Source organism: Paraburkholderia sp. JPY419 (assembly GCF_050435705.1).
Classification (GTDB): Bacteria; Pseudomonadota; Gammaproteobacteria; order Burkholderiales; family Burkholderiaceae; genus Paraburkholderia; species Paraburkholderia youngii.
Map to the genome: position 1 here is coordinate 540,822 of NZ_JBNDKV010000004.1, position 24,666 is coordinate 565,487.

Here is a 24,666-nt window from a genome sequence, read left to right on the forward strand (position 1 = left end):
GCTGCGATAAACACAGAAACAGGCAAGGATTCAGGCGATGAAAGTAGCGATCTACGGCGCCGGCTCGATCGGCGGCTGGATGGGAGTGAAGCTCGCGCAGGCTGGGCATCAGGTCAGCGTGGTCGCGCGCGGCGCGACGCTCGACGCGGTGCGCCAGCACGGCCTGCGGCTGATCGAAGGCGGCGTGATCTACGCCGAGCAGGTGAAGGCGAGCGACAAGCCGGCCGATCTCGGCGTGCAGGAGCTAGTCGTGATCGCGGTGAAGGGCCCGGCGATGGCGGCGGTGGCCGCGCATATCAAACCGCTGCTCGGCCCGGAAACGATCGTGCTGACGGCGATGAACGGCGTGCCGTGGTGGTTCTGCGACGGCCTCGGCGGCGAGCTCGCCGGCCAGCGCCTGAAGACGATCGATCCCGACGGCGCGATCGCAGCCGCGATCCCGGCCGCGCAGACTATCGGCTGCGTCGTGCATGCCAGTTGCCTGATCGACGCACCCGGCGTGATCCGGCATCACCAGGGCAATGGGCTGATCGTCGGCGAGGCGTCGGGTAAGGCGAGCGAGCGTGTCGAGTTGCTTGCCGCGCTGCTGCAGGCGGCGGGCTTCCATGCCACGGCCTCCGCGCAGATCCAGCGCGACGTCTGGTTCAAGCTATGGGGCAACATGACGATGAACCCGGTCAGCGCGATCACCGGCGCAACGACCGACCGGATTCTCGGCGACGAACTGGTGCGCGGCTTCGTCACGCACATCATGCTGGAGGCGAAGGAAATCGGCGCTCGCTTCGGCATCCCGATCGACCAGGCGCCCGATGACCGTCACGCGGTCACGCTGAAGCTCGGCGCGATGAAGACGTCGATGCTGCAGGACGTGCAGGCCGGCAAGGCGGTCGAACTCGATGCGCTGGTCGGCGCCGTGCGCGAGCTTGGTCAACTGACGCGGGTGCCGACGCCTTATACGGATGCGTTGCTCGGGCTCGCGCGGCTGCATGCCAGTACGTTGGGCTTGTATCCGAAGCAGTGAGGTTGTTGTCGTAACGCCTTCGCTTCGAAGAAGGAAGAAAAGCCGCGCGTTGATCGCGCGGCTTTTTTTGTGGGCATTCGCAGAATAACAGGCTGCCTTCAAAACGCATCAAGCGTCGCCGTCCTCTAGTCAGCGGTGTAACCACCGCCACGGGCACACGGGCAATTACGCGTCGCTGTGGCCGTCTGCAACTGGGAGACAGCGATGGGTATCAATGTAAATGGCCAACTGCTCGGCAGCGGAGTCGATCTGAATGCGGGCGACTCCGCGTTCTGGTGGGTGGGTCCGATGAACTACGGCGAAATCCTGTGGGCGGCAGCGATCCCCCTGTCGGGACCGCCGTGGGACAAGAACATCGAAGTCCGCAACCTTTCCAACGATTGCGACGCCGAAGGCAATCGCGTCGTGCTGCTGGAGGTGCATAACACGAGCGCAACCGACTATGCTTCCTACGGACTCTTCATTGCATGGACCGACGCAATATGAACCTGGCCGCTGTGCATCCGCTCAATTCCATCGAACATGACGAGGAGTCCCCCATGAAGGTCCATATCGAATACGATCAGCAAGGCAATATCAAAGCGATCGCCGTGCTGGCTAGCAGCGGCCAGAAGCGCGGGATGCTCAAGGCGAGCGCTGGCCACAGCATCGCCGAAGTCGATTTTCCCGACGGCAAGCACCCCGGCGATCTCGATCATTTGAAGGAGATTCGCCAGCGCTATCGCGTCGAGCCGCATGGCGGCGGTCATCGGCTCGCGGAAAAATAATCCTCTTGTCACCGCCTCCTGGGAGGCGGTTTCTTTTGCCCCTGCTAGACCGCGACGGCAGCCGGCAGCTTCGCCGCTTCGATCAACGACAACGCGCGCCGCGGGTCGTCGAGTTCGGTCAGGCACAACAGCGCGAGGCGCGCCAGATACAGCGACGCCTGCGCTTCGCCTTCGTGGGTCAGCGTGTTGCACAGCGTCGTATAGACGAGGTCGAGATCGGAATCGGTCATGGTGTCGAGGGTCCTTGCGCGTTAGTTCTGCGGCGTCAGCGTGGCATCGAGCGCGTGCCGCACGGCGGCCGCGCTGCCGTTGCGCCAGCGCGCCAGCACGTGGCCGTCGGGGCGGATCAGATAGACAGTGCCGGGCTGTGCATCGAGCATGTGGTGCAGGCGGCCGGTTGGGTCGATCGCTTGAGGGCTGTTCGCCGATTGAGCTTCGGCCGTGACGATATCGATCAGGTTGAACGGAATGTCCTGGCTGGCTAGCATGCTTTGCAGTTGCTGCCACGACTCACCGTCGTTCGCGTGGTCTGCGTCGAAGCGGATCGCCGTAAAGCACGGTCCGAGCAGGTCGGTTAGGTGAATGCCGAGCCATGCGCCATCCTGCGATTGTTTCAGCAGCCTGCACTCGGGCAGCACGGTGCCCGGCGCGGGGCCGCGATCGAATGCATCGGCCTTGTCGCCCACGAAGTTCAGCGGCGATTGCCGATACGCGATCGCATGCGTCTGGCGCGGATTGATCAGCGGCCGCACCGCCGCATGACGCTCGGCGAGTCCGAGCACGGCCGTGCGCAGCAGATCGAACGCGAAGGTCGGCGGTGCCATGAATTCGGTGCTTTTCACGCCATAGCTCAGATTCTCGCGCGCCGCGTACACACGTTCGTCGCTATAGCTATCGAGCAGCGCTGGCGACGCGCTCCCGTTGATCACGCAGCCGAGCTTCCAGCCGAGATTGTCGGCGTCGTCGATGCCGGAGTTCGCGCCGCGCACGCCGAAGATCGGCACCAGATGCGCGGCGTCGCCGGCGAACAGCACGTTGCCGTGCTGGTAGCGTTCGAGCGTCAACGCATTGGCCTTGTAGATCGTGATCCAGATCGGCGACCACGCGCCGGTTTCGCCCATCGAGTCGAGCAGGTTTTGCACGCGCGGCATCACGTTCTCGGGCAGCACGGCGGCGTCGGGGTCTTCGTCGTCGCGCAACTGATAGTCGATACGCCACACGTTGTTGGGTTGCTTGTGCACCAGCACCGTCGAACCAGGATTCGACGGCGGATCGAAATAAGCGAGGCGTTCTGTCGCGCGCGTGCTGTCGAGTTCGATATCGACGATCACGTAGCGGCCTTCGTAGGTCGTGCCGGTAAGCTTAAGCCCGAGCAGGTCGCGGATCGTGCTGCGTCCGCCGTCGCAGGCGACGACCCACGCGGCGTCCATCTGCCAGCTCGCGCGTTGCGAATCGGCAGATTCGGCGCTGCGCAGCGTCAAGGTCGCGCTGCCTTGCGGCCGTTGCGCGAGGCCCGTCACACGCGTTTGCCAACGCACGTCGATCAGATCGGCATGCCGTTCGATCTCGTCGAGCAGCAGTTGCTCGATCTGATACTGCGCGATATTGATCATCGGCGGCAGCGACTGCTCGTCGTCCTGATGCATCGCGAAGCGGAACACCTCGGTGTCGCGATAGAAGCTGCGCCCGCCGGTCCACGCCAGCCCCTTTTGCAGAAACCCCTCCACGACGCCGAGCCGTTTGAAGATTTCGAGGCTGCGTCGCGAGATGCAGATCGCGCGGCTGCCGGTGCAGACGCTGTCGTCGGCCTCGATCAGCACCGAGCGCACCCCCTGGCGCGCGAGCGCAATCGCGAGCGTCATGCCGACCGGACCGCCGCCGACGATCGCGACGGCGCGCGTTTGTGGATCGCGTCCGTCGACGAGCGGCGGCAGCGCGGCCGGATAACGGCGCGGCGCGAACGGATAGGGTTTGAACGGACGGGTCATGCGTGTCTCCGGTTTGCTTGCGTTATCGACGCAGTATGCGGCAGCGTGCGTGCGCGGCTGTCCGCATTTTGGGTACGACGCCGCGACGCGAACTGACCCCGTCCAGGCTTGCGTCAGTGGGTCTTCAGGAATTCGACGATCAGGCCTGCGATTTCCTGCGGTGCGTCTTCGAAGCTGTAATGGCCGACTCCCGCGAGCCGGTGAATCGGCGCCAGCGGAAATAGTTCGCTGAACAGCGGCAGCAAGTGTTCCGCGGCCAGCGTACGGTCGGCATCGCCCCAAATGGCGAGCGCCGGTTTCGACCGGATCGCGTCGAGCGCAGCAGCTTCGGGCACCTCGAAACGATGCGCCCCGATCGCGAAGCCTTTGGCCCAGCCAATTGCGCCGGCGCTGTCGGCGGGCACGACGAAACGCGAACCGTAGGCGCGCAGCCACGTGTCGTTGATGCGCGTATGGTTTTCGAAGCCGTTGAGCTTCAACGTACTCAGGATATTGAAGCCGAGTTCGCCCAGCACGGATTCAAGGCGCCCTTGCGATTCGGCGCGAACGATCCACTGGAACCACGGCGCGACCGCGGTATTGGCGTTCCATCTATCGAGTAACGTGTGCTGACCAAACGGAGTCGGGCCATTCGTGCTGACGATTCGGCGAATGCGGCTTGGATGCCGCGCGGCGAGTCCCATGCCGACCGGGCCGCCAAAGTCGTGCATGACGAGCGTGATGTCGTTCAAATCCAGGGCCAGCACGAACTGTTCGAGATTGTCGATATGATCCTGCAGCCAGTACGTGCGATGTTCCGGGGTCTCGCTCTTGCCGAATCCCATGTGATCGGGCGCTATCACACGGTAGCTGCCTGACAGCGCCACGATCAGGTCGCGAAACAGATAGCTCCATGTCGGTTCCCCATGCAGACACAGGACAACCTCGCCATCGGTGCGGCCTTCATCGACGTAATGCATTCGAAAGCCGGCAGCGTCGCTGAAGCGCGGCGAAAACGGAAACGTTCCGTCAAACGTGTCATCGGTGGATGTCATGAGCAAGTCCCTTGGTGAATGTAGCGGCGGGCGATCCGGCCAGCCAGATCAGGCTAAACTTTGACAGCGTTGTCAAAGTCAAGCGTTTCGTATGGGAGATGTCATGCGTATCGGTGAACTGGCTCGCCGCAGCGGCGTTAGTGAACGCATGCTGCGCTATTACGAACACGAAGGTTTGCTCAAACCAATGCGAACCGAATCGGGCTACCGCGATTACGGTCCGCAGGAGATAGACGCGGCACACCGTATCCGCGTGCTCAGCGCGGCGGGACTGAAGATCAGCAGTATCCGGTTGTTGCTGCCCTGTGTGCTCGGCGCCAAGCCCGTTTTCCATCCGTGTGCCGAGGCACGCGCTGCGTTGCGGCGCGAGGTCGAAAAGCTCGACGTCAAGATGCGCGATCTCGGAGAAAGCAGACGAGTCGTCGCGAGTCTGCTCAAAGCGATCGATGCCAACGAGACATTGCAGCTTGGTGGTCGGGAAGGAAGCCTCGACGGACCATGAGAATGGGATTCGAGCGAGGCTTAACGTAAGCCCTGAGCGGGGCGGTGCGCGCTAGCCATAGCCGCAGATGGATGCTTGAAGCAAAAATCCTGTTTTTCGACGTGGCCTGCTTCAGGCCAACAGCGTCAGCCCGCGCTTGCCGTCTGCGATTGCTGCCGCATGGGCTGCCCGCTCGTCGCCGCGTGACATGCCTGGATCATCGCGCGGAACGTCGGCGACGCATGCAGCTCGCCGCCCGCATCGAGTTCGGCGCTGTCGTCCGGCGCGTCGCCGACGCCGACCACCAGCGTCGCGCGAGGCCGCCATTCGCGCGTGCGCCGCAGCATGTTGCGCAGATACGGCGGCGACTCGGGCGCGTCGAGCGACACGATGCAGATGATCGATGTGTCCTTGAAGCTCGGCTCATCGGCGCGCGCGCTGCGATAGCCGGAGTGCGTCGCCATCAGCGGCGCGAAACCTTGGCGGTTCAGCAGTTGCACGGCGATGGCCGTCGTCACCTCGTCGAATGCGCCGCGGCCGGGCACGCACAACACCGCCGCCTTGCCCGCTTCGTCCGACTGTGGCGAGCGCGACAGCGGATCGCTGCCGTAGCGCTCCGAAGCACCCGCGCCCGGCGACGCCAGCTCCGGCGCCCCCGCGAGCAGCGCGTTACCCGCGTCCGCCGGTTCGGCAGGCGACAGCGTATCGGGCAGCCCGTCGGCGATTTCGAGGTTCTCGACGATATCGGCGAGCGCGTCGTTGATCCGCTGCAACTGCCCGGGCATCAGCACGCCGCGCTGCGCGTCGTTGCGCGCGAGCCGCAGGCCTTCGAGCGCGACCTTGTCGTAGTAGTCGATCAGCGACATCTCGCGCAGCAGCCGTTCGGCCTGCACGATCGCCTCGTGCGGATCGTCGGCGAGCAGGCGCTGATAGAAGTTCTGCGCGGGAGTCAGCGCGGGCTGATCGCCGAGCAGCACGGTCAGGAAGTTCAAGCGGTCCGCGTAGCGCCCGAGCGTGACGACGCACAGCGTGAGCGGCGTCGACAGCACGAGGCCGATCGGCCCCCACAGCCAGCTCCAGAAAATCGCCGCGACCACCACCGCGAGCGGCGACAGGCCCGAGCGATGACCGTACAGCAGCGGCTCAGCGATCTGCCCGGCGACCACGTCGACGACGATGAACAGGATCAGCGTGAGGACCGCCATCGTCCATTGCGGCTGGATCGCGGCCGCGAGAAATACCGCGAGGATCGCGGCGATCCAGATGCCGATGTACGGCACGAAGCGCAGCAAAGCGGCGATCACGCCGAACAGCAGCGCGCCCGGTACGCCGATGATCGCGAGCCCGATCGCGATGATGCCGCCCGCGCTCAGATTCACGCCGAGCTGCGCGACGAAATAGCGTGACAGGCGCCCGGCGGCGTCGTTGATCGCGGTAGTCGTGCGGTGCAGGTCGCGCGAGCCGAACAGGCTGATCAAACGGTCGCGCAAATCCTCACGTTGCAGCAGGATGAAGATCGTCACGACGAGCACGATGAAGGTCGTCTCGATCGGCGCGATGGCCGGCGTCAGCGCGCGCTGGGCGAGCTGCACCGGCGTCGGCGCGGGCTCGTGCACCTCAACCTGTTGCGGCACCTGCGGCGCGTTGCGCGCGGCGCGGCCGGTCGGGCGCGGCGGCGCGGGACGCGACGGCGCCATGCGCTGCAACGCGCTGGCAGCGCTGCTCATCAGCGAATCGGCGCGGCCCACGGTCTTTTCCTGCACGGTTTCGATCTTCTGCTCGATCGCTTCCTGGTACTGCGGCAGGGCGTTCGCGAGCTGCACGAGCTGCGCGCCGATCAGCGCGCCTATCGCGAGCAGCGACGCGAGAGCGAACAGCACCGCGATGAAGATGGACGGCAACTGGCCCATGTGCAGACGCCGCAGCATCTGCACGAGCGGCGCGAGCAGGAAGCTCAGCAGCACCGACAACGTGATCGGAATCAGCACCTCCCGCCCGAAGTACAGCGCGCACACGACCACCACGCCGGTGATTAGCGACACGAGGCCATGCAGGCCCGGCGTGCCCGGCGGATAAACGCGGTTGGGGCGCCCATGCGGCGGCGGTAGCGATATTTTCATGTAAACACGATTCCGGTTGGGACGCGTTGACGACCGAGCGGAGCACTGGTCGTCCGCAAGACATATGCCCGAATTGTAGGCGGTTTGGTGGGAGCAGGGCTCAGGCGCGGCTGCGCGGCGGGTCGCTCGATGAGCTCGAATCGTCAGCCTACATGCACTCGCAACATCTCCAGCAATTGCGAACTCGCGTACAGCAGCAAGCCGATAAATCCGCCGACGATCGTCCCATTGATGCGGATGTACTGCAGATCTTTGCCGATATTCATCTCGACCTGCCGGGACATCTCATGCGCGTCCCAGTTCTTCACGGTATCGCTGATATGGCGCGTCAGGAACTGCGCGAAGTCCGGCGCCATCGCGCGCGCGGCTTCTTCGAGGTGATCGTTCAGCGATTGCCGCAGCGCTGGGTCGCGCGCGAGTTCGCGGCCAACCCACGCGCCCATCGCGGCGACACGCGCATGCAGTGCCGAGTCGGTGCTTTGCAGATCGCGCTTGAGCCACGCGCGCAGTTCGCCCCACATGTCCTTCACGTAGCTGCTGAAAGCCTCGCCTTCGACCAGATAGCGCTTCAGCGCTTCGCCCTGTTGCAGAAAAACCGGATCTGTCTTCAGCCGCACGATCAGCTTCTGCACCATCCGGTCGAACCTGTCGCGCAGCTCGTGCGTGGGGTTCTCGGCGATCTGTTCGAGCATACGGTTCGCGGCGCTCGCGATCGCTTCGGCGCCCTTGTCGCCGATCCACGCCGACGGCAGAAACTTCTCCATCGTCGGATACTCGCTTTTCACCCAATCGACGATGCGCGCGGCAATGAACTCGCGCGCCGGCGCTTCGCGCAGCACCGCGATCACCTGATCGATCGCGGTGTCGAGCAGTTCCTGATGACGGCCGTCGCGCGTCAGCGTGTCGAGGATCGCGCCGAGCGATTGCGACAGATCGACCTTCGCGAGCACGTCGCGCAAGCCGACCTTGATGAAGTTCTGGATGCGCGCGTCGTCGGCCACCTCGAGGATGCCGCCGGTGAGGCGCACCACGTAGTCGCCGAGACGCTCGGTGTTGGCCGATTCGCTGAGCCACGCGGTGATGGTCCGCGCCGGATCGTGCCGGCGGATCAGACCGACCAGCGACGGCACGTCGAGAAACTTGTCCTGCACGAAGTGCGCGAGGTTGTCGGCGATCTTGTGCTTGTTGCGCGGGATGATCGCGGTGTGCGCGGACACGACCGGAATCGGCACGCGGCGAAACAGCGCCGCGACCGCGAACCAGTCGGCGAGCGCGCCGACCATCGCGGCCTCGGCGACGGCCTTGATGCCGTCGACCCACAGGCCGCGCGGCAGGAACGCGGTGACGACGAAAACGCAGGCGGCCGCGAGCAGCAGCAGTAAAGGCGTGCGCTTGGCCTTCTTCAGTTCGGTGGTCTTGTCCATCGGGCGCGGTTGATCGTGTCGGGCGGCGGGCGGCTGAAAGGTGGCGCGGCAGCCGGTTCGGTTGCAATGATGCGGTACGGCCCGCGCACGCGTCCAGCCCGGATGCGCGCGCGCGATACGCGCCGGGGCTTCGGCAAGGTAACATTCGCGGTTGGGCTCGTCGTCGAGCCACCCGCAAGACGACGCAACGCAATCGCAATGGAGGCACAGTGATCAGGTTTCTGCACACCGCGGATTGGCAGATCGGCACGCAGTTCGGTCAGTTCGAAGCGGACGAGGCCGCGCATCTCGCTCAAGCACGCTTCGACACGGTGCGCCGCATCGCCGAAGAAGCGGCCGCGCGCAACGTCGACGCGGTGCTCGTCGCGGGCGACGTGTTCGATCTGCAGACGGTGTCGGACACCGTGATCCGGCGTTTGTTCGCCGCGCTGCAAGCGTTTTCCGGAACGTGGATCATGCTGCCGGGCAATCACGACGCGGCGCTGGTCGAAAGCGTGTGGACCCGCGCGCAGCGGCTCAATTGCGTGCCGCCGAACGTGCGCGTCGTGCTCGAAACCGGCGTCGTGCTGCTCGACGCGTGCCGTTGCGCGCTGCTGTGCGCGCCGCTCACGCAGCGCATCACCTACGAAGACACCACCGCATTCTTCGATTCCACCGAGACGCCGCACGCCTATCACCGCGTGGGGCTCGCGCATGGCAGCGTCGGCGGCATCCTGCAGGAGGGCATCGATTCGTCGAACCCGATCGCGCCGACGCGCGCCGTGAGCGCGCGGCTCGACTATCTGGCGCTCGGCGACTGGCACGGCCATCTGCGTGTCGACGAACGCACGTGGTACGCGGGCACACACGAACAGGACCGCTTCCGCGCGAACGAACCGGGCTTCGTGCTCGACGTCACGATTAGCGAGCCGGGCGCGATGCCGCAGGTCGACGCGGTGCGAGTCGGGCAATACCGGTGGCATCGCTGGGACGAGACGATATCGGTGCCGACCGATATCGACGCACTGAAAGCCCGCCTCGCCGAACTCGGCGCGAATGACGTGCTGCGCATCGAGGTCGGTGGCGCGGTGGCGCTCGCCGATGCCGAGGCGCTGCATGTCGCGGTCGAAGAGGCTCGCGCCCGGGTGCGCGCGTTGCGTGCCGATCTGAGCAGCCTGCACGTGCTGCCCACCGCCGACGATCTCGCCGAACTCGGCGCGCAAAGCGGCTATCTCGCGAAGGTGGTGGCACGGCTGCGCGGCTTGCAGGAAGACGCGCAGGCCGATCCACAACAGGCGCGGCGCGCGGCCGAAGCGTTGCTGCTGCTGGCGCGCTTTCAGCGCGGACAGTGGCACCGCGATTCCCATGCCGCACCACCTGCGCAGGCGCGCGATCGGCAACCTGAAGCGCCGCGTGAAGGAGCCTGCGCATGAAGCTGCAACGTATCGCGATTCAGGAATTCAGGCAGTTCGGCGGGCGGATCGTGATCGACGATCTGCAGCCCGGTCTCAACCTGTTCGTCGGCCCGAACGAGGCCGGCAAAAGCACGATTGCCGAAGCGGTGCGCACGGTGTTCCTCGAACGCTACAAGGCCTCGCACCTGAAGGACCTGTTGCCGTGGGGGCTCGCGAACGGGCAGCCGTCGGTCGAGGTTAGCTTCCAACTCGATGGGGTAGCGTGCCGTCTGTCGAAGCAGTTCGTGTCGCGTCAGCGCTGCGAGCTGAGGATCGGCCAGGCCGTGTACAGCGAGGACGAAGCCGAAGACAAGCTCGCCGCGCTGCTCGGTTTTTCGCGCGCGGCGCGCGGTCCGATGAAAGCCGAGAACGCCGGCGTGCCGGGTTTGTTGTGGGTGCAGCAAGGCGGCACGCAGGAGATGCGCGATTCGACCGGGCACGCGGCGCAGTATCTGCGCGACGCGCTCACGCAACTTTCGGGCGGCCGCGAAGCGGGCGGCGAGGACGCGCTGATCGCGGCCGTGCAGCGCGAGTTGCGGCAACTGCTGACCGCGCGCACGCAGAAATCGACCGGGCCGCTTGCCGAGGCGGAGCAGAAGCTGGCCGCGCTGATCGCGAGCCGCGAGGAGCTGCGACAGCAGCGCCAGCAGTTCGACGACAACATCGCGCGCCTCGCCTCACAACAGCAGGCATTCGACGACGCCGAGCGCCGGCGTCCGTGGGAGCTTCACGAGCAAAAAGCCGCGCTCGCGCAGCAACGTGCCGCGGCGGTCGAACAACTCGAACGCGGTCTCGAAGGGCTCGCGCAATCGCTGAAGATCGGCGAGGCGGAACTCGCGTTGTCAGTGCAGCAGGAGCAGGGTGCGCTCGAACTGGAGGCGGCCATCGCGCGCGAGCGCGAGCAGCTCGACGCGGCGCGCGCCGAAGTCGCGGCTGCGCAAACCGCGCATGCGCAGGCGCAAAGCCGCGTGGCGCAATTCGAGCAGGCAGCCGCCGAGGCGAACCGCGCGCTCGAACTCGCGAACGCGGCCGTGACCGCCGCCGATCTGCGCAGCCAGGTCGATTTCTATCGGGCGGAGAGCCAGCGGCTCGAAGCGTCGATCGGTGAGGCGGACAAGGCGAACGCGGCGGTGCTGCAGGCCGCGCGCGACGCGGCGGCGCTCGAACTCGACGACGCGCAATTCAAGCGCCTCGTCACGCTCGACGGCGAATTGACCGTGCTGCGCGCGCGGACCGAAGCGGCGATGACGCGCGTCGAGTACAGCTTGAACGGCGAGTTAAGCGTCGGCGCTGTGACGATCAGCGGCACAGGCGTGCTGCGTGTCGATGAAGAAAAACGCATCGGCCTCGGCGAGCTCGGCGAATTGCGCGTGATTCCGGGCGTGTCCGATCTGTCCGCGCAGTTGTCGGAACTGGCGTCGCTCGAGGCGCAGCACGCTCAGTTGCTGCTCACGCTGGGCGTCGCGTCGGTGGGCGATGCGCAGGCGCGTCACGAGCAATGGAAAACGCTGGTCGCGCAACAGAAGAGCCAGACCGGGATACTCGGGGTCCATGCGCCGCAAGGCATCGATGCGTTGCGCGCGGCGCTGGCATCGACGGCTGCGCGCTTGCAGGCGTCGAGCGAGCGCCTTGCGGGTCTGCCCGACGTGTCGGCGGCGCCGCCGCTCGACGACGCGCGCCGCAATGCCGAAATCGCGCGCGACACGTTGGAGGCCGCGCGCAAGGTGCTCGCGCAGGCGGCGGGCGCGCAATCCACCGGCGTCGCGAAGGCCGATTCGCTCACGGCGCAGCTGCAGCGCAAAGAAGCGCAGCTGAACGACGAAGCGTTCCGACGCAACCGCGCGCAGTGGCAGGCGCATATCGTCGAGCAGCGCGTGAAGGTCGATGTGCTGAAGAACCAGCGCGGCGAGCGCGAGCGCGAACTCGATGCGGCGCGTCTTGACGATCCCGTGGCGGAGGCGAAGCGCTACCGCGCATCGGCGGAACTCGCGCGCAACGAGCAGCACGAGCGTCAGCTGCGGATCGCGGAGCTGCGTAGCCAGCTCGAAACGATGGGCGCATCGGGTCTCGGCGAACGGCTTGCCGTGCTCGAAGCGCAGGTCCAGCAGGCCACGCGCCGCAAGGACGAACTGAGCCTGCGCGCGAGCGCGCTGAATCTGCTCGACGAAGTGCTGGTCGACGAACGCGACGCCGCGCTCGCGCAACTGCGCGCGCCGTTGACCGAGCGGCTCGGTCACTACCTGAAGCGGATTTTTCCGCAGTCGAGCCTCGCGCTCGGCGACGATCTGATTCCGGCGATGCTCGATCGCGACGGCCGCGCGGAACTGCTCGACGCGCTGAGCTTCGGTACGCGCGAACAGCTCGGCATCCTGGCGCGACTCGCGTACGCGGACCTGTTGCAGGCCTCAGGCCGGCCGACTCTGCTGATGCTCGACGATGCCGCGGTCCACACCGATGCCGCGCGCCGCGACGCACTCAAACGCATATTGATCGACGCGGCGACGCGGCATCAGATTCTGGTGTTCACGTGTCATCCGGAGTTGTGGGACGACCTGGGCGTCAGGCAGCGGGCGGTGCAGGATCTGAAGGTGGCATGAGCGGAGCGGGCTGGCATCACCCGGTACGGCCCGCTTACTCGTACCACCGCGGCGTGTACACCCACTGCGCGCCGTTGTCGCCGCAAGCGAATTTTCTCGTCAGCGACGACCCGACGATCACCATCGTGCGCATATCCACGTCGGCCGAGCGCAGCTCGCCGAGCGTCAGCGTGCGCAGCGTGCCACCTGGCCGGCCGATATCGCGCCCAAGCACTACCTGGGTCGATGGCGCGCGATATTCCCGCACGATATCGAGCGCCTTGTCGAGTTGCCACGGACGCGCGCGCGAAATCGGGTTATAGAAGGCCATCACCAGATCGGCTTGCGCCGCATGGCGCAGGCGGGTTTCGATGATCGTCCACGGCTTCAGGTTGTCCGACAGCGACAGCATGCAGAAGTCGTGGCCGAGCGGCGCGCCGGCCTGCGCGGCGGTCGCGAGCGCGGCCGACACGCCGGGCACGATCGATAGTTCGACGGCGGCCCATGCATCGTTGTGCGATGCTTCGAGCGCTTCGAGCACGGCGGCCGCCATCGCGAACACGCCGGGGTCGCCCGAGGACACCATCACGACCGAGCGGCCATCGCTCGCAAGCTCGAACGCGTGCCGCGCGCGCTGCAATTCCTCGCGATTGTCGGTGCCGTGCACACGCTGATCGGCGCGCAGCGGGCCAGCCATTTTCACGTAGGTGTCGTAGCCGAGGATGTCGGTCGCTTCGTTCAACGCGGTGCGCGCGGCCGGGACCATCAGTTCGGCACAACCGGGGCCGAGGCCGATCACGGTCAGACGGCCGCGCGGGCGGCCGAGCGTCGCCGGGTCGATGGCGAGCGAGGAGAGGGCGAGCGCGACGTTCGGGTATGCGTCGTCGTGCAGCGTTTCGTGGGGGACGCGTAGCGCGGTATGCAGCAAGCGCGCGGCGCTCGATTTGCCCGGTTCGGCGCTGGCATCGGCGAAACGTAGCGGCACATCGAGAAGCCGTGCCGCTTGCGTGAGCGCCGGGTCGGCCATGCTCGGCGACGGCGCGAGCAAGGCCGCGAGCGAAAGCATCGCGAGACCGTGCGCGCTCAGTGCCGCGCGCACGCGTGCGACGATCGCATCGGCGCAGTCGGCATTGTCTCTGACGACAGCCGCCACCACGCTGCGCGGATGAATCACGAGCTCGTCTTCGCGCCCATCCCACGCGCGCGGCGTCACGCGAATCGCGAGACGCGCCGAGTCCGAGCGCGGCAGTTGCGCGTCGTCGAGCCACGGGGCGTCGCCTTCGATGCGCGTGCTTTCGCCCGCGAGCAGATCCGACACGAAGCGCTTGCCCTGGCCGAGATCGGCGAGCGCATAGCCATCGGGTGGATTGAGCACGCAGGTGCCGAAGCGCAGTTCGCCACTCGTCGTGATCGCGGGCTGCACGGCCAACGCGGCAGCGATGTCGCGCGCCATCAGGTTGACGCCCGCGAGGCCGCCGAGCAGCGGCACGACCGCGCTGCCGTCCTCGGCAACCGCGAGCACCGGCGGCTCGGCGCCTTTGTTCGACAGCAGCGGCGCGAGGCAGCGAATCACGATGCCGGCCGCGCACAACGCGACGATCGGCGTGCCGCGCGCATATAGCTCGCGCAGATGCGCGCCGAGTTCGCTGTACGACACGTCGGCCTCGACGCGGCCTTGCAGCGCGTGGACCCGACATGCCGTGGCAACGCCGGCCGCGGCATGCGCGCCACGCTCGATATACAGCGCCTGAATCCGCCGCGCCGTCGCGAGCGCGCCCGTGCCGAGAATCACGATCGCGGGCGCGTTCATCCTTGCCATTTCTGCCCCGGCACGACCAGCAGCGAGAAATACGGCGACGCCATCGGATCGACTTCGGCGAGCGGCACGATGCGCTGATTGCGCATCGTCGCGCGTTCGACGTACAGCGCGCGCTGCGCGAGTCCAAGTTCGTCGAGCACGCGCCGCACCTTGTCGAAATTGCGGCCGAGTTTCATGATGACCGCCGCGTCGGCATCGGCCAGACGGCGGCGCAATTCGTCTTCGGGCAACACCCCCGACAGCACCGACAAGCTCTGGTTGCGATACACGAGCGGCGCGCCGAGCACCGCCGCGCCGCCGAGCATCGAGCACACGCCGGGCACTACCTCGCTGTCGTAGCGCGCCGCGAGCCGGTCGTGCAAATACATGTACGAGCCGTAGAAAAACGGATCGCCTTCGCAGACCACGGCGACGTCGCGGCCCGCGTCGAGATGGCCGGCGACGACTTCGGCGGCGGTGTCGTAGAAGTCCGCGATGATCGCTTCGTACGACAGCGGCGGTTCGAGCGCTTCGGTCGTGACCGGATAGACGAGCGGCAGATGCTGCTGCGCGTCGTGCAGATGCGCCTCGATGATGCCGAACGCGTTGCCCTTCTTGCCCTTCGCGACGAAATATGCGACCACCGGCGCCGCTTTCAGCAGCCGCAGCGCTTTCAACGTCAGCAACTCCGGGTCGCCGGGACCGACACCGATGCCGTATAGCCGTCCGCGGCTCGTTATCTGGCTCGTCATTTATTCGACCTCCGTCGCAAGCGCGTTGACCGCGGCGGCGGCCATCGCGCTGCCGCCGCGTCGTCCGTGCACCACCACATAGGGGACGCCGCAGCTGTTTTGCGCGAGTGCCGCTTTCGATTCCGCCGCGCCGACGAAGCCGACCGGAAAGCCGAGAATCAGCGCGGGCTTCGGCGCGCCGGCATCGAGCATGTCGAGCAGATGGAACAGCGCGGTCGGCGCATTGCCGATCACGACGACGCTGCCCGCCAGATGCGGACGCCACAATTCGAGCGCGGCGGCCGAGCGCGTGTTGCCGATCTCGCGCGCCATCGCGGGCACGTCCGGGTGCGTCAGCGTGCAGATCACCTCGTTGTTCGCGGCCAGCCGCGCGCGCGTGATGCCTTGCGCGACCATGCCGGCGTCGCACAGGATCGGCGCGCCTTGCGCGAGCGCGCGGCGGCCCCCGCTGCCGGCGCCGGCGGAGAACGCGAGGTCGTCGATCACGTCGACCATGCCGCACGCGTGGATCACGCGCACCGCGAGTTTTTCGAGGTCGGCGGGGATGCGCGCGAGGTCGGCTTCGGCGCGGATTGTCGCGAACGATTGGCGATAGATCTCCTGACCGTCGCGAATGTAATCAAGCATGTGGAGTACTCCGGGCGAGGCGCGCGAGCAGCGCGGCGGCCTCGTCGATCGTCAGTTGGGGCGCGACGCATTGGCCGAAACCGGGGCGGTCGTCGCGTCGATAAAGGTCGTAGCGGCCGGGCGCGGCGGCGAGCAGCGTGTACGGCGCGCGATGCGCGGCCGCGCACGAGCGCGGGCAGCCGGTCAGATGCACGTCGACGCCGGCGGGTAAGCGTTCGGCGAGTTGCAGCGCGTCGGTCTTGGTGTCGGCGAGGCCCTTCGCGCAGCCGGCCGAACCGGCGCAGGCGATCACATGCGTGATGGCCTGCGCGGGATCGCAGGCGAGGCCGAGTGCGCTCAGCTTCGCGAGCACGGCGGGCACGGCGTTCGTCGCGATGTCGGTCAGCAGTACGCTTTGCCACGGCGTTGCGTGCAGCATGCCGTTGCCGTGTCGTTGCGCGAGCGCGGCAAGGCCGTGCAGTGTGGCCGCGTCGATCCGGCCGAGCGGTGGCTGGCTGCCGACGTGCCACATGCCGTCGCCGCGCTGTGCGTGCGCGCCAAGCCGCAGCGATGCGTCGGCGGGAATGTGGCGTTGCCAGCGGCGCAGCGATGCGTCGCGGGCGAGCGGGAAATCGACGTAACGTTGCGCGTGTCGCAGCACCGCATCGGCGGAGTGCGTGGCGAGCAGGTCGCGCATGCGGGTCGCGTCGGCGGCGGCGAGGTCGAGGAACGTGTGCAGCAACGCGCGCACGAGCGCGGGCACGCGCGACGGCGGGACGGCCGCGAGGGCGCCCGTGCCGTCGGCATCGGGATGGCCGCCGGCGTTCGCGTTATTGCCTGTCGAGCCGGGGCACCCCGCGAGGCCGAACGCGAAGCGCACGCCTTGTTCCTCAGTCGACGCGGCGAGCCACACGTCATGCGGATGATCGACTCGCGCGAGTCGTTCGCCGCCGTCGAGCAGCAGCGCGAATTTCGGCGACAACGCGGCGAAACGCGCATCGCTTTGCAGCAGCGTGAGCAGCTCCGCGCACAGCGGCGTCGTGTCGATCAGCGCGTGCGGATCGCGGCCGGCGGCGGGGCTGATCATCACGTTGCGGACGTCGTCGGCGTAACTGAGTGCGGTGGGGACGGTGGTGTGAGGGTGCGGGTCGTTCGCGGCGGACGGTCCAAGTCCCGCGCCAATCAGCGCCGCGCTCAACGCAGCTTCGTGTCCGCTACGCACGCCGCGCAGTTGCAGATTCGCGCGATTGGTCAACTCGGCGACGCCGTTCGCGTGCCGTGTGCTTGCATCGGCGATCGCGTGTGCCTGCGCCGCGCTCAGCACGCCGCCGGGCAGTTTGATGCGGCAGATGCCGCCGTCGCGTGCGGGGACGATGCGCAGCAACCCGGGACATGCCGAGGAGCGCGGTGTCGTGACGGCGTGGGACGAAACGGGGGGAGGCGAAGCTCGATTCAATGGGGCACCGGGTTTAGCGTCGCGCGACGGCATGGTGGCGGCCTCGCTGCATGCTGCCCGATGAGGGCCGGCGTGAATCATGCGGCCGAAAAGCGCTTCGGGCTGACCGTGGGCAATGAAAGCGGCCATTATATCTTTACGCAATGGCCGCAGCGCCTGTTTGCCGGCCATCGCACGATGCTGCCGATCGCGACGCACGGCGCCGTGCCGCGGACCCGCGGGCCACATGGCGGCGGTATCATGCGGACTTTCGCAACCCGCGGTCCGAGCCTGCGCGCAGCCGCATGCATGACGCGGCGCGGTGCAATCGCTCAAAAATCGACGCAACTGATGAGGATGGATGCATGCCGGCATGGCTGACCGTAGTGGGCATTGGCGACGACGGCTTCGCCGGTTTGGGGCGGCCCGCGCGGCGTGCGTTGCTGGGCGCGTCGGTCGTGTACGGCGGCGAGCGCCATCTGGCGATGCTGCCCGCGCGGCTCGCCGCGCGCCGTGCCGCGTGGCCGCGTCCGTTCGATCTCGCGCCGTTGCTCGCCGAGCGTCCGCATGCGGTGTGCGTGCTCGCGAGCGGCGACCCGATGCTGTTCGGCGTCGGCGCGACGCTCGCGCGGCAGTTGCCGGCCGGCGAATTGCGCGTGCTGCCCGCACCGTCGTCGCTGTCGCTCGCGGCCGCGCGGCTCGGCTGGCCGTTGCAGGATGTCGCGACCGTGTCGCTGGTGGGCCGGCCGCTTGCCGCGCTGAATGTGCATCTGCATGACGGCGCGCGTCTGTTCGTGCTGAGCGCGGACGGGCGCACGCCTGCGGCGCTGGCGGCCTCGCTCGATGCGCGCGGCTTCGGTGCGACTCACATGACGGTACTCGAACATCTGGGCGGCGAACGAGAACGGCGCGTCGATGGCCGCGCCGATCAATGGCCGGGCGGCGAGATGGCCGCGCTCAATCTGATCGCGCTCGACTGCCGCGCGGCGGCGCAAGCACCGCGTCTGCCGCTGACCTGCGGCCTGCCCGACGACGCCTTTATCCACGACGGCCAGTTGACCAAGCGCGACGTGCGCGCCATCACGCTCGCGCGCCTCGCGCCCGCGCCCGGTGAGTTGCTGTGGGACGTCGGCGCGGGCAGCGGTTCGATCGGTATCGAATGGATGCGCGCGCATCCCACCTGTCGTGCGATCGCGATCGAGGCGAACGACGCGCGGCAGCGATTCATCGAACAGAATCGCGATGCGCTGGGCGTGCCCCGGTATGCAACTCGTGGCTGGCCGCGCGCCGGACGCGTTGCGCGGACTGCCCGCGCCGCATGCGGTGTTCATCGGCGGTGGGGTGACGGTGCCGGACGTGCTCGACACCTGCTGGGCGCAACTGCGCGATGGCGGGCGGCTCGTCGCGAACGCGGTCACCCTGCAAGGCGAGGCGGTGCTCGCCGCGTGGCGCGAGCAGCATGGCGGCACGCTGACACGCATCGCGCTCGCGCACGCGCAACCGCTGGGCGGCTTCGATACATGGCGCCAGGCGTTGCCAATCACGCTGCTCGACGTGACCAAACCCGCCAAACCGTCAGCCGATTCGTGATGCGCGACGAAACCCCCGAACAGCCGGCGCCGCTGCGCAGCGGCTATACGACCGGCAGCTGCGCGACCGCAACGTCGCTTGCGGCCGCGCGTCTGCTGCTGGCGGGCGAGGTCAGCGAGGTCGCCGAGATCGTGTTGCCGAAGGGCCAGCATGTGCCGATGCGGCTCACGTTCTGCCGTCTCGCGGAGATGGACGGCGAGCGGATCGCCGAGGCCGGCACGATCAAGGATGCCGGTGACGATCCCGACGTGACGCACGGCGCGCTGGTGTTCGCGCGCGTGCGCCTCGTGCCCGAGACCGGTGTGATTTTTCGCGCGGGGCCGGGCGTCGGCACGGTCACGCGCGCGGGGCTCACGCTAGCGGTTGGCGAACCGGCGATCAATCCGGTCCCGCGCCAGATGATCACGCAGCATCTCGACGAACTCGCCGCTCGCCACGCGTATCGCGGCGGCTTCGAAGTGACGATCGGCGTGGAAGGCGGCGAAGCGCTCGCGCTGAAAACGATGAACCCGCGGCTCGGCATCGTCGGCGGACTGTCGATACTCGGCACGACCGGCATCGTGCGGCCGTTTTCGTGTTCCGCGTATATCGCGTCGATTCATCAGGGCATCGACGTTGCGCGCGCGAACGGCTATATGCATGTGGCCGCTTGCACCGGCAATGCGAGCGAGGACGCGATGCGCGCGCACTACGGCTTGCCCGATATCGCGTTGATCGAAATGGGCGATTTCGTCGGCGCGGTGCTCAAGCATGTGAAGCGCGCGCCGGTCGAGCGTCTGAGCATTTGCGGCGGCTTCGGCAAGCTTAGCAAGCTCGCGGCCCGCCATCTCGACCTGCATAGCCGCAACTCCAGCATCGATCTCGAACAACTCGCCGGCTGGGCCGCCGAGCATGGCGCCGACGCCGAGCTGCAAGCGGCGATGCGCGCGGCCAACACGAGCCAGCAGGCGCTCGCGCTCGCGCACGCGCAACAGGTGCCGCTCGGCGACATCGTCTGTCAGCACGCGTTGGCCGTTGCACACGATATCGTGCCGCCGCAGGTCAGCGTCGAAATTTTCGCGATCGACCGGCAGGGCAACTTCGTCGGAGTCGCCCGATGACCCGCATCCTGCTGCTCGGCGGCACCGGCGATGCGCTGAAGATTGCGCGCCAACTCGGTCGCGCGCATGTGTACAGTCTCGCGGGGCTCGGCAAGGTGCCCGACGACCTGAAGTGCGCGGTGCGCGTCGGCGGCTTCGGCGGCAGTGAGGGGCTGGCGCGTTACCTCGTAAGCGAAGCGATCGGCCTCGTGATCGACGCCACGCATCCGTACGCGGCGCGGATCAGCGCGAATGCGGTACAGGCGTGTCGCGTCGCGAAGGTGCCGTGCTGGGCGCTGCGGCGTCCGGCGTGGCGGCCGCAAGCCGGCGACGACTGGCGCATGGTCGATGACTGGAACGAACTGATCGACGCGCTCGCGCCTTTCAGACAGCCGCTGTTCACGCTCGGACGCGAACCGCTCGCGCATCTCGACGAGATTCCGCCGTATCAATTCTGGACCGTGCGCGTGCTCGATTCGCATCCGGACACCGCGCGCTCGCGCATCCTCGCCGCGCGCGGACCGTTCACGCTCGACGGCGAACGCGCGCTGTTCGCGCTGCAGGCGTTCGACGTCGTCGTCAGCAAGAACAGCGGCGGCGGCGCGACCGAGGCCAAGCTCGACGTTGCGCGCGAACGCGGCTTGCCGATGATCATGCTGCGACGGCCGGTGTTGCCCGACGTCGATCGCGAGTTTGGCAGCGTTGCCGATCTTCTCGATGCGTTGCCCGCGCGGGTGGATTTGGCTTCGGCTTCGGATCAGTGAGCAAATAACTGGAGTACTGAATGACAGTGTTTTTTATCGGCGCGGGTCCGGGCGACCCGGAACTGATCACGGTGAAAGGGCAGCGTCTCCTGCGCAGTTGTCCGGTGATCCTGTATGCGGGGTCGCTGGTGCCGGCGGCGGTGCTCGAAGGTCATAGCGCCGAACAGGTCGTCAACACCGCGGAACTCGATCTCGACCAGATCGTCGCGCTGCTCGCGGCGGCACACGCGAAGGGCCAGCATGTCGCGCGCGTGCATTCGGGCGATCCGTCGCTGTACGGTGCGGTCGGCGAGCAGATCCGCCGCTTGCGCGAGTTGGACATCCCTTACGAAATCGTACCCGGCGTGACCGCGACGGCCGCATCCGCGGCGGCGCTCGGCTGCGAGCTGACGCTGCCCGGCGTGTCGCAAACGCTGATCCTCACGCGCTACGCCAGCAAAACGTCGATGCCCGAAGGCGAGCAGTTGGCCGATCTCGCGCGGCATCGCGCGACGCTGGCGATTCACCTCGGCGTGCGGCATCTCTCGCGCATCGTCGATGAATTGCGGCCGCATTACGGCGGCGCGTGTCCGATCGCGGTGATTTATCGTGCGAGCTGGCCCGACGAGGAAAAGATCACCGGCACGCTCGACGATATCGTCGCGAAAGTGCAGGGCAGCGCGATCGAGCGCACCGCGCTGATTCTGGTCGGGCAGGTGCTGGCCGCCGAAGGTTTCGCCGATTCGACGCTGTATGGGAACGGCAGTTGACGGCGCCGTGACAGTCTTTTGGGTGTCGGAAAGCGGCGTGCGTTGTCGATCATAATGTGACGCAGCGCGCGAGCGTGGCCGCCCGTTTCCTGGCAAAACGCGAAAGCGCGAAAGCGCGAAAATCCGCAAGTTCTGCACCGCCACGCGGCGCGCAGACCGCTATCGTGGCGCCATGATGAAGCCCAGCACCGAACGTGATTACCGTCGACGGATCGCTCGCGTGGTCGAGGCCATTCTGGTCGAGCCCGGCGCGCGACACACGCTCGACAGCCTCGCGGCCGTCGCGCATATGTCGCCATACCACTTCCACCGGATTTATCGCGCGTTGATGGGCGAGAGCGTCGTCGATACCGTCAAGCGTCTGCGACTCGCCGAGGCGGCGCAGCGGCTGACCGACGCCGCGCAAGTCACGGCGGTCGCGCACGACGCTGGCTACGACAGCCCCCAGGCGTTCGCGCGTGCGTTTCGCGATTTCGCCGGTGTATCGCCGAGCGAGTTCAGGACCCGGCAGCGGCATCTGGTGGCGAATCCGGCGGCTTTGGCGCAGACGCGGCGAACGGCGCATGCGCGCATCGCGCAGCATGGCGAAGGCGATCGCATAGGCGTTGACGGCTGCCGCGACGAATACGCTGAAAACCAAAGCACGCCCGCATTACCATCCGTCGAAGTCATCGAGATCGCGCCGCTCGACGTGCTATGCCTTCGCCATGACGGCCCGGTCGTGACGATCGGCCAGACCTTCCACACGCTGATGACGACGTTGCGCTGCGACGAGAACCCGGTGTTGCAACAGCGCGTCGGCATCTGCGCGCGCGATCCGTCGATCGCGGGCGGGCTTTGCTACCACGCGGGAGTCGTCGCCGGGTCGCCGGCGGCGTGCAGCGATGCGATGCGACGGCTCGACGATGCCGCGCAACGCTCGCGTGTTGCGGGGCCGCCACCGGGCATCGAGCCGCTGCAGCTCGAAGGCGGGCTGTACGCGGTGCACCGCCTGGTCGGTCCTTATGCGCTGATCTCGCCGACTTTCAGGGCGCTGTACAGCGGCTGGCTGCCCCGCAGCGGCTACCGGCGCGATCAGCGGCCGGGGCTCGAACTGTATCGAAGTGCGCCCGATCGCGGCGCGCTGCACCCCTGCATTACCGATCTGCTGATCCCCATTCGGGAGGACTAACCATGATGCGTCGAAGCTGTGCCGCGCTGTCGAGCGCGGTGGTGGTGTCGTTGAGCGTGGCATTGTCGGGGGCGCTGGGCGGCGCGATGTGGGCTGCGTCGCCGGCGCATGCCGACGCGCGAACCGCATCCGCCGACTGGCATGTCGGCGAGACGAGCCGCGTGTTTCATCCCGAGGTGGCCCGCAACTGGCGCGGCGCGCAAACGCAGGCGCTGATCACGCGCATCTGGTATCCGGCCGATGCGACGCAAGCCGAGACGCCCCACGATATCGGCGCGCCCGGCCATCCGATGTTCGTCGGCCACGCCGCCGCCGACGATGCGCCGCTGTCCACGGCGCAACGCAAATACCCGTTGCTGCTGCTGTCGCATGGCACCGGCGGTAGCGCGGACAGTCTCGACTGGCTCGCGGCATCGCTGGCTGCGCAGGGCTATATCGTCGCGGGCGTCAATCATCCGGGCAACAACGCGCTGGAGCCGCGCACGCGCGACGGGTTCATCCTCTGGTGGGAGCGCGCGACCGACTTGAGCGAAGTGCTCGACGGCGTGCTCGCGGACCCGCGTTTCGGTCCGCGCATCGACACGACGCGGATCGGCGCGCTCGGCTTTTCGCTCGGCGGCTACACGGTGCTCGAAGTCGCGGGCGCACGTACCGATCGCGCGGCGTTCGAGCGTTTTTGCACATCGCCCGAAGCCGATGCGATCTGCTCGCCGCCCGAAGCCGCGAGTCTCGCGCACGCGCCGGACGCGCCGGCGTTGACGGTCGACGGGCTATCGGCCGAGACGAATGCATCGCGCGCGCGTTCGGGCGACTCGTATCGTGATCCGCGCGTCAAGGCGGCGTTCGCGATCGCGCCCGCGCTCGGCGAGGCGTTCAACAGTTCGTCGTTCAAGGAAGTGACGATTCCGGTCGCGCTGCTCGCGGGCGAGGCGGACACGACGGCGCCCGTCGACACCAATATTCACCGCATCGCGGGCTTGATGCCGCAAGCGACGGTGACGATGGTGCCGGGCGCCTCGCACTACACCTTCATGGATGTGTGCGAGCCCGAGCTGATGGAGCGTCTGGCGCCGATCTGCAAGGACGGGCCGGGCGTCGATCGCGCCGCGATTCATGCGCGAACCGCGGCACAGGTACGTGATTTCTTCGCGGCGACGCTGCCGGCGCGCGGGCGTGAAGATTGAGTATTGCGGGACATGAAGGGCGTAGTATCGGTATGTTGACTGCGTCGACGGCCCGGAGGAGGCCTTGCTGCGGCGCATCGGCGCGGCCGCGCACGACGGCCGCTCAGGTGTATGCACCTTGCGCAGAATGCGCGCTCGCGCCAGCGCAGCCGGCCAGCCGGCCAGTTTGGGCATGAGCGTTGCGTATTCCGATTTCCCTTTGACACACGGAGGACAATCATGAGGATCGAATTCACCGGACGGCGGGAAGTGGTGGCTGCTGCGCGCGTCGCCTACGAGGCCAATGTGGACGGGAAGGACGTATGGTGCAGCGTGTCGCTCGACGCGCTCAATGACCATTTCGGCAACGGCAGCCTCGGCAACGGCGCCCCGTCGGCTCACGATCTGGTGGGAACGTTCGAGGCGAATCGCGCCCGCATTGAAAATGCTACGCGGCGGGTGCTCGAACGCAACGGGGGACGATCCGTGGAACTCGAAACGCGCGACTTCGATTGAGCGGCCCGCTTGCGCGTATCGGGTCAACTGATTCTCGCCGCGGTGGAAAGGACTCTTCCACCGCGGCGGCTATATCCGCGACGCCGGCGCGGCTAAAGTATCGACGCACACATTGCTTCATGCGTGTGAGCGAGAGAGTTGGACCCGGCTGCCGGCAGCCGGGTCTTTTTTTATGGGCGCGTCCAGGCACACCATTATT

21 protein-coding genes and 1 pseudogene are annotated in these 24,666 nt (G+C 67.2%); 13 read left to right on the forward strand and 9 right to left on the reverse strand.

The features are described from left to right. The first annotated feature begins 37 nt into the window (after positions 1-37). The 3 genes from QFZ91_RS31000 (at position 38) to QFZ91_RS31010 (ending at position 1,788) form a co-directional block, all read left to right on the forward strand. Positions 38-1,021 (forward strand): 2-dehydropantoate 2-reductase, encoded by a 984-nt coding sequence (locus QFZ91_RS31000; protein WP_368589957.1) that lies wholly within the window; start codon positions 38-40, stop codon positions 1,019-1,021. Positions 1,022-1,225: 204 nt separating this feature from the next. Continuing rightward, positions 1,226-1,507: a hypothetical protein gene (locus tag QFZ91_RS31005; RefSeq protein WP_176384677.1), complete on the forward strand. Its 282-nt coding sequence runs from the start codon at positions 1,226-1,228 to the stop codon at positions 1,505-1,507. 53 nt (positions 1,508-1,560) lie between these two features. Beyond that, complete coding sequence (locus QFZ91_RS31010; protein ID WP_429569512.1) at positions 1,561-1,788, forward strand: hypothetical protein; 228 nt, start codon at positions 1,561-1,563, stop codon at positions 1,786-1,788. 44 nt (positions 1,789-1,832) lie between these two features. Here the strand turns inward: QFZ91_RS31010 and QFZ91_RS31015 are convergent, their stop codons facing one another. The 3 genes from QFZ91_RS31015 to QFZ91_RS31025 form a co-directional block, all read right to left on the reverse strand. Then, positions 1,833-2,018: a hypothetical protein gene (locus tag QFZ91_RS31015; protein ID WP_429569513.1), complete on the reverse strand. Its 186-nt coding sequence runs from the start codon at positions 2,016-2,018 to the stop codon at positions 1,833-1,835. A 21-nt stretch (positions 2,019-2,039) separates the two neighbouring features. Beyond that, positions 2,040-3,776, reverse strand: coding sequence for an FAD-dependent oxidoreductase (locus QFZ91_RS31020; protein ID WP_429569514.1), 1,737 nt, complete (start codon positions 3,774-3,776; stop codon positions 2,040-2,042). A gap of 113 nt (positions 3,777-3,889) precedes the next feature. Next, positions 3,890-4,810 (reverse strand): alpha/beta fold hydrolase, encoded by a 921-nt coding sequence (locus QFZ91_RS31025; RefSeq protein WP_429569515.1) that lies wholly within the window; start codon positions 4,808-4,810, stop codon positions 3,890-3,892. Between the two features lie 103 nt (positions 4,811-4,913). Here QFZ91_RS31025 and QFZ91_RS31030 point away from each other — a divergent pair, with 103 nt between their 5' ends. Continuing rightward, complete coding sequence (locus tag QFZ91_RS31030; RefSeq protein WP_176384669.1) at positions 4,914-5,312, forward strand: MerR family transcriptional regulator; 399 nt, start codon at positions 4,914-4,916, stop codon at positions 5,310-5,312. Positions 5,313-5,437: 125 nt separating this feature from the next. Here QFZ91_RS31030 and QFZ91_RS31035 read toward each other — a convergent pair whose 3' ends face one another. Both QFZ91_RS31035 and QFZ91_RS31040 read right to left on the reverse strand, forming a co-directional pair. Continuing rightward, positions 5,438-7,411: an AI-2E family transporter gene (locus QFZ91_RS31035; RefSeq protein ID WP_429569516.1), complete on the reverse strand. Its 1,974-nt coding sequence runs from the start codon at positions 7,409-7,411 to the stop codon at positions 5,438-5,440. A 143-nt stretch (positions 7,412-7,554) separates the two neighbouring features. Next, a complete protein-coding gene (locus QFZ91_RS31040) occupies positions 7,555-8,835 on the reverse strand; it encodes a DUF445 domain-containing protein (protein WP_429569517.1) in 1,281 nt (426 codons plus the stop codon). 209 nt (positions 8,836-9,044) lie between these two features. On the opposite strand from QFZ91_RS31040, the gene QFZ91_RS31045 reads away from it, so the two are divergent. Next, positions 9,045-10,247 (forward strand): metallophosphoesterase family protein, encoded by a 1,203-nt coding sequence (locus tag QFZ91_RS31045; RefSeq protein ID WP_429569518.1) that lies wholly within the window; start codon positions 9,045-9,047, stop codon positions 10,245-10,247. Beyond that, complete coding sequence (locus QFZ91_RS31050) at positions 10,244-12,865, forward strand: AAA family ATPase (protein WP_429569519.1); 2,622 nt, start codon at positions 10,244-10,246, stop codon at positions 12,863-12,865. Before QFZ91_RS31045 ends, QFZ91_RS31050 begins: the two co-directional genes overlap by 4 nt. Positions 12,866-12,899: 34 nt before the next feature. On the opposite strand, the gene cobJ is transcribed toward QFZ91_RS31050, so the two are convergent. From cobJ to cobG, 4 genes are read right to left on the reverse strand one after another with little or no spacing between them, the layout of a single operon-like run. Beyond that, positions 12,900-14,654, reverse strand: coding sequence for a precorrin-3B C(17)-methyltransferase (gene cobJ / locus QFZ91_RS31055; RefSeq protein WP_429570920.1), 1,755 nt, complete (start codon positions 14,652-14,654; stop codon positions 12,900-12,902). Continuing rightward, complete coding sequence (locus QFZ91_RS31060) at positions 14,651-15,382, reverse strand: precorrin-2 C(20)-methyltransferase (RefSeq protein ID WP_026229202.1); 732 nt, start codon at positions 15,380-15,382, stop codon at positions 14,651-14,653. The genes cobJ and QFZ91_RS31060 overlap by 4 nt, the downstream gene beginning before the upstream one ends. Positions 15,383-15,394: 12 nt before the next feature. After that, the gene (locus tag QFZ91_RS31065) at positions 15,395-16,021 is read right to left on the reverse strand and encodes a precorrin-8X methylmutase (RefSeq protein WP_429569520.1); all 627 of its coding nucleotides are present in this window, start codon (positions 16,019-16,021) and stop codon (positions 15,395-15,397) included. After that, the gene (cobG, locus tag QFZ91_RS31070) at positions 16,014-17,489 is read right to left on the reverse strand and encodes a precorrin-3B synthase (protein WP_429569521.1); all 1,476 of its coding nucleotides are present in this window, start codon (positions 17,487-17,489) and stop codon (positions 16,014-16,016) included. Before cobG ends, QFZ91_RS31065 begins: the two co-directional genes overlap by 8 nt. Positions 17,490-17,800: 311 nt before the next feature. On the opposite strand from cobG, the pseudogene cbiE reads away from it, so the two are divergent. The 7 genes and pseudogenes from cbiE (at position 17,801) to QFZ91_RS31105 (ending at position 24,467) form a co-directional block, all read left to right on the forward strand. Beyond that, positions 17,801-19,025 (forward strand): annotated as a pseudogene (cbiE, locus tag QFZ91_RS31075) (precorrin-6y C5,15-methyltransferase (decarboxylating) subunit CbiE). Beyond that, complete coding sequence (locus QFZ91_RS31080) at positions 19,025-20,125, forward strand: cobalt-precorrin-5B (C(1))-methyltransferase (RefSeq protein WP_429569522.1); 1,101 nt, start codon at positions 19,025-19,027, stop codon at positions 20,123-20,125. Before cbiE ends, QFZ91_RS31080 begins: the two are co-directional and overlap by 1 nt. Then, on the forward strand, positions 20,122-20,868 hold the full coding sequence (locus QFZ91_RS31085; RefSeq protein ID WP_429569523.1) for a cobalt-precorrin-6A reductase: 747 nt from the start codon (positions 20,122-20,124) through the stop codon (positions 20,866-20,868). The genes QFZ91_RS31080 and QFZ91_RS31085 overlap by 4 nt, the downstream gene beginning before the upstream one ends. A gap of 20 nt (positions 20,869-20,888) precedes the next feature. Further along, a complete protein-coding gene (gene cobM, locus QFZ91_RS31090) occupies positions 20,889-21,617 on the forward strand; it encodes a precorrin-4 C(11)-methyltransferase (protein WP_429569524.1) in 729 nt (242 codons plus the stop codon). Positions 21,618-21,789: 172 nt separating this feature from the next. Then, positions 21,790-22,788: an AraC family transcriptional regulator gene (locus tag QFZ91_RS31095; protein WP_429569525.1), complete on the forward strand. Its 999-nt coding sequence runs from the start codon at positions 21,790-21,792 to the stop codon at positions 22,786-22,788. Positions 22,789-22,790: 2 nt separating this feature from the next. Beyond that, positions 22,791-23,972, forward strand: a complete 1,182-nt coding sequence (locus QFZ91_RS31100) for an alpha/beta hydrolase family protein (RefSeq protein ID WP_429569526.1) — start codon at positions 22,791-22,793, stop codon at positions 23,970-23,972. Positions 23,973-24,191: 219 nt separating this feature from the next. Next, positions 24,192-24,467, forward strand: coding sequence for a DUF1488 domain-containing protein (locus QFZ91_RS31105; RefSeq protein ID WP_013091756.1), 276 nt, complete (start codon positions 24,192-24,194; stop codon positions 24,465-24,467). Positions 24,468-24,666 lie beyond the last annotated feature (199 nt).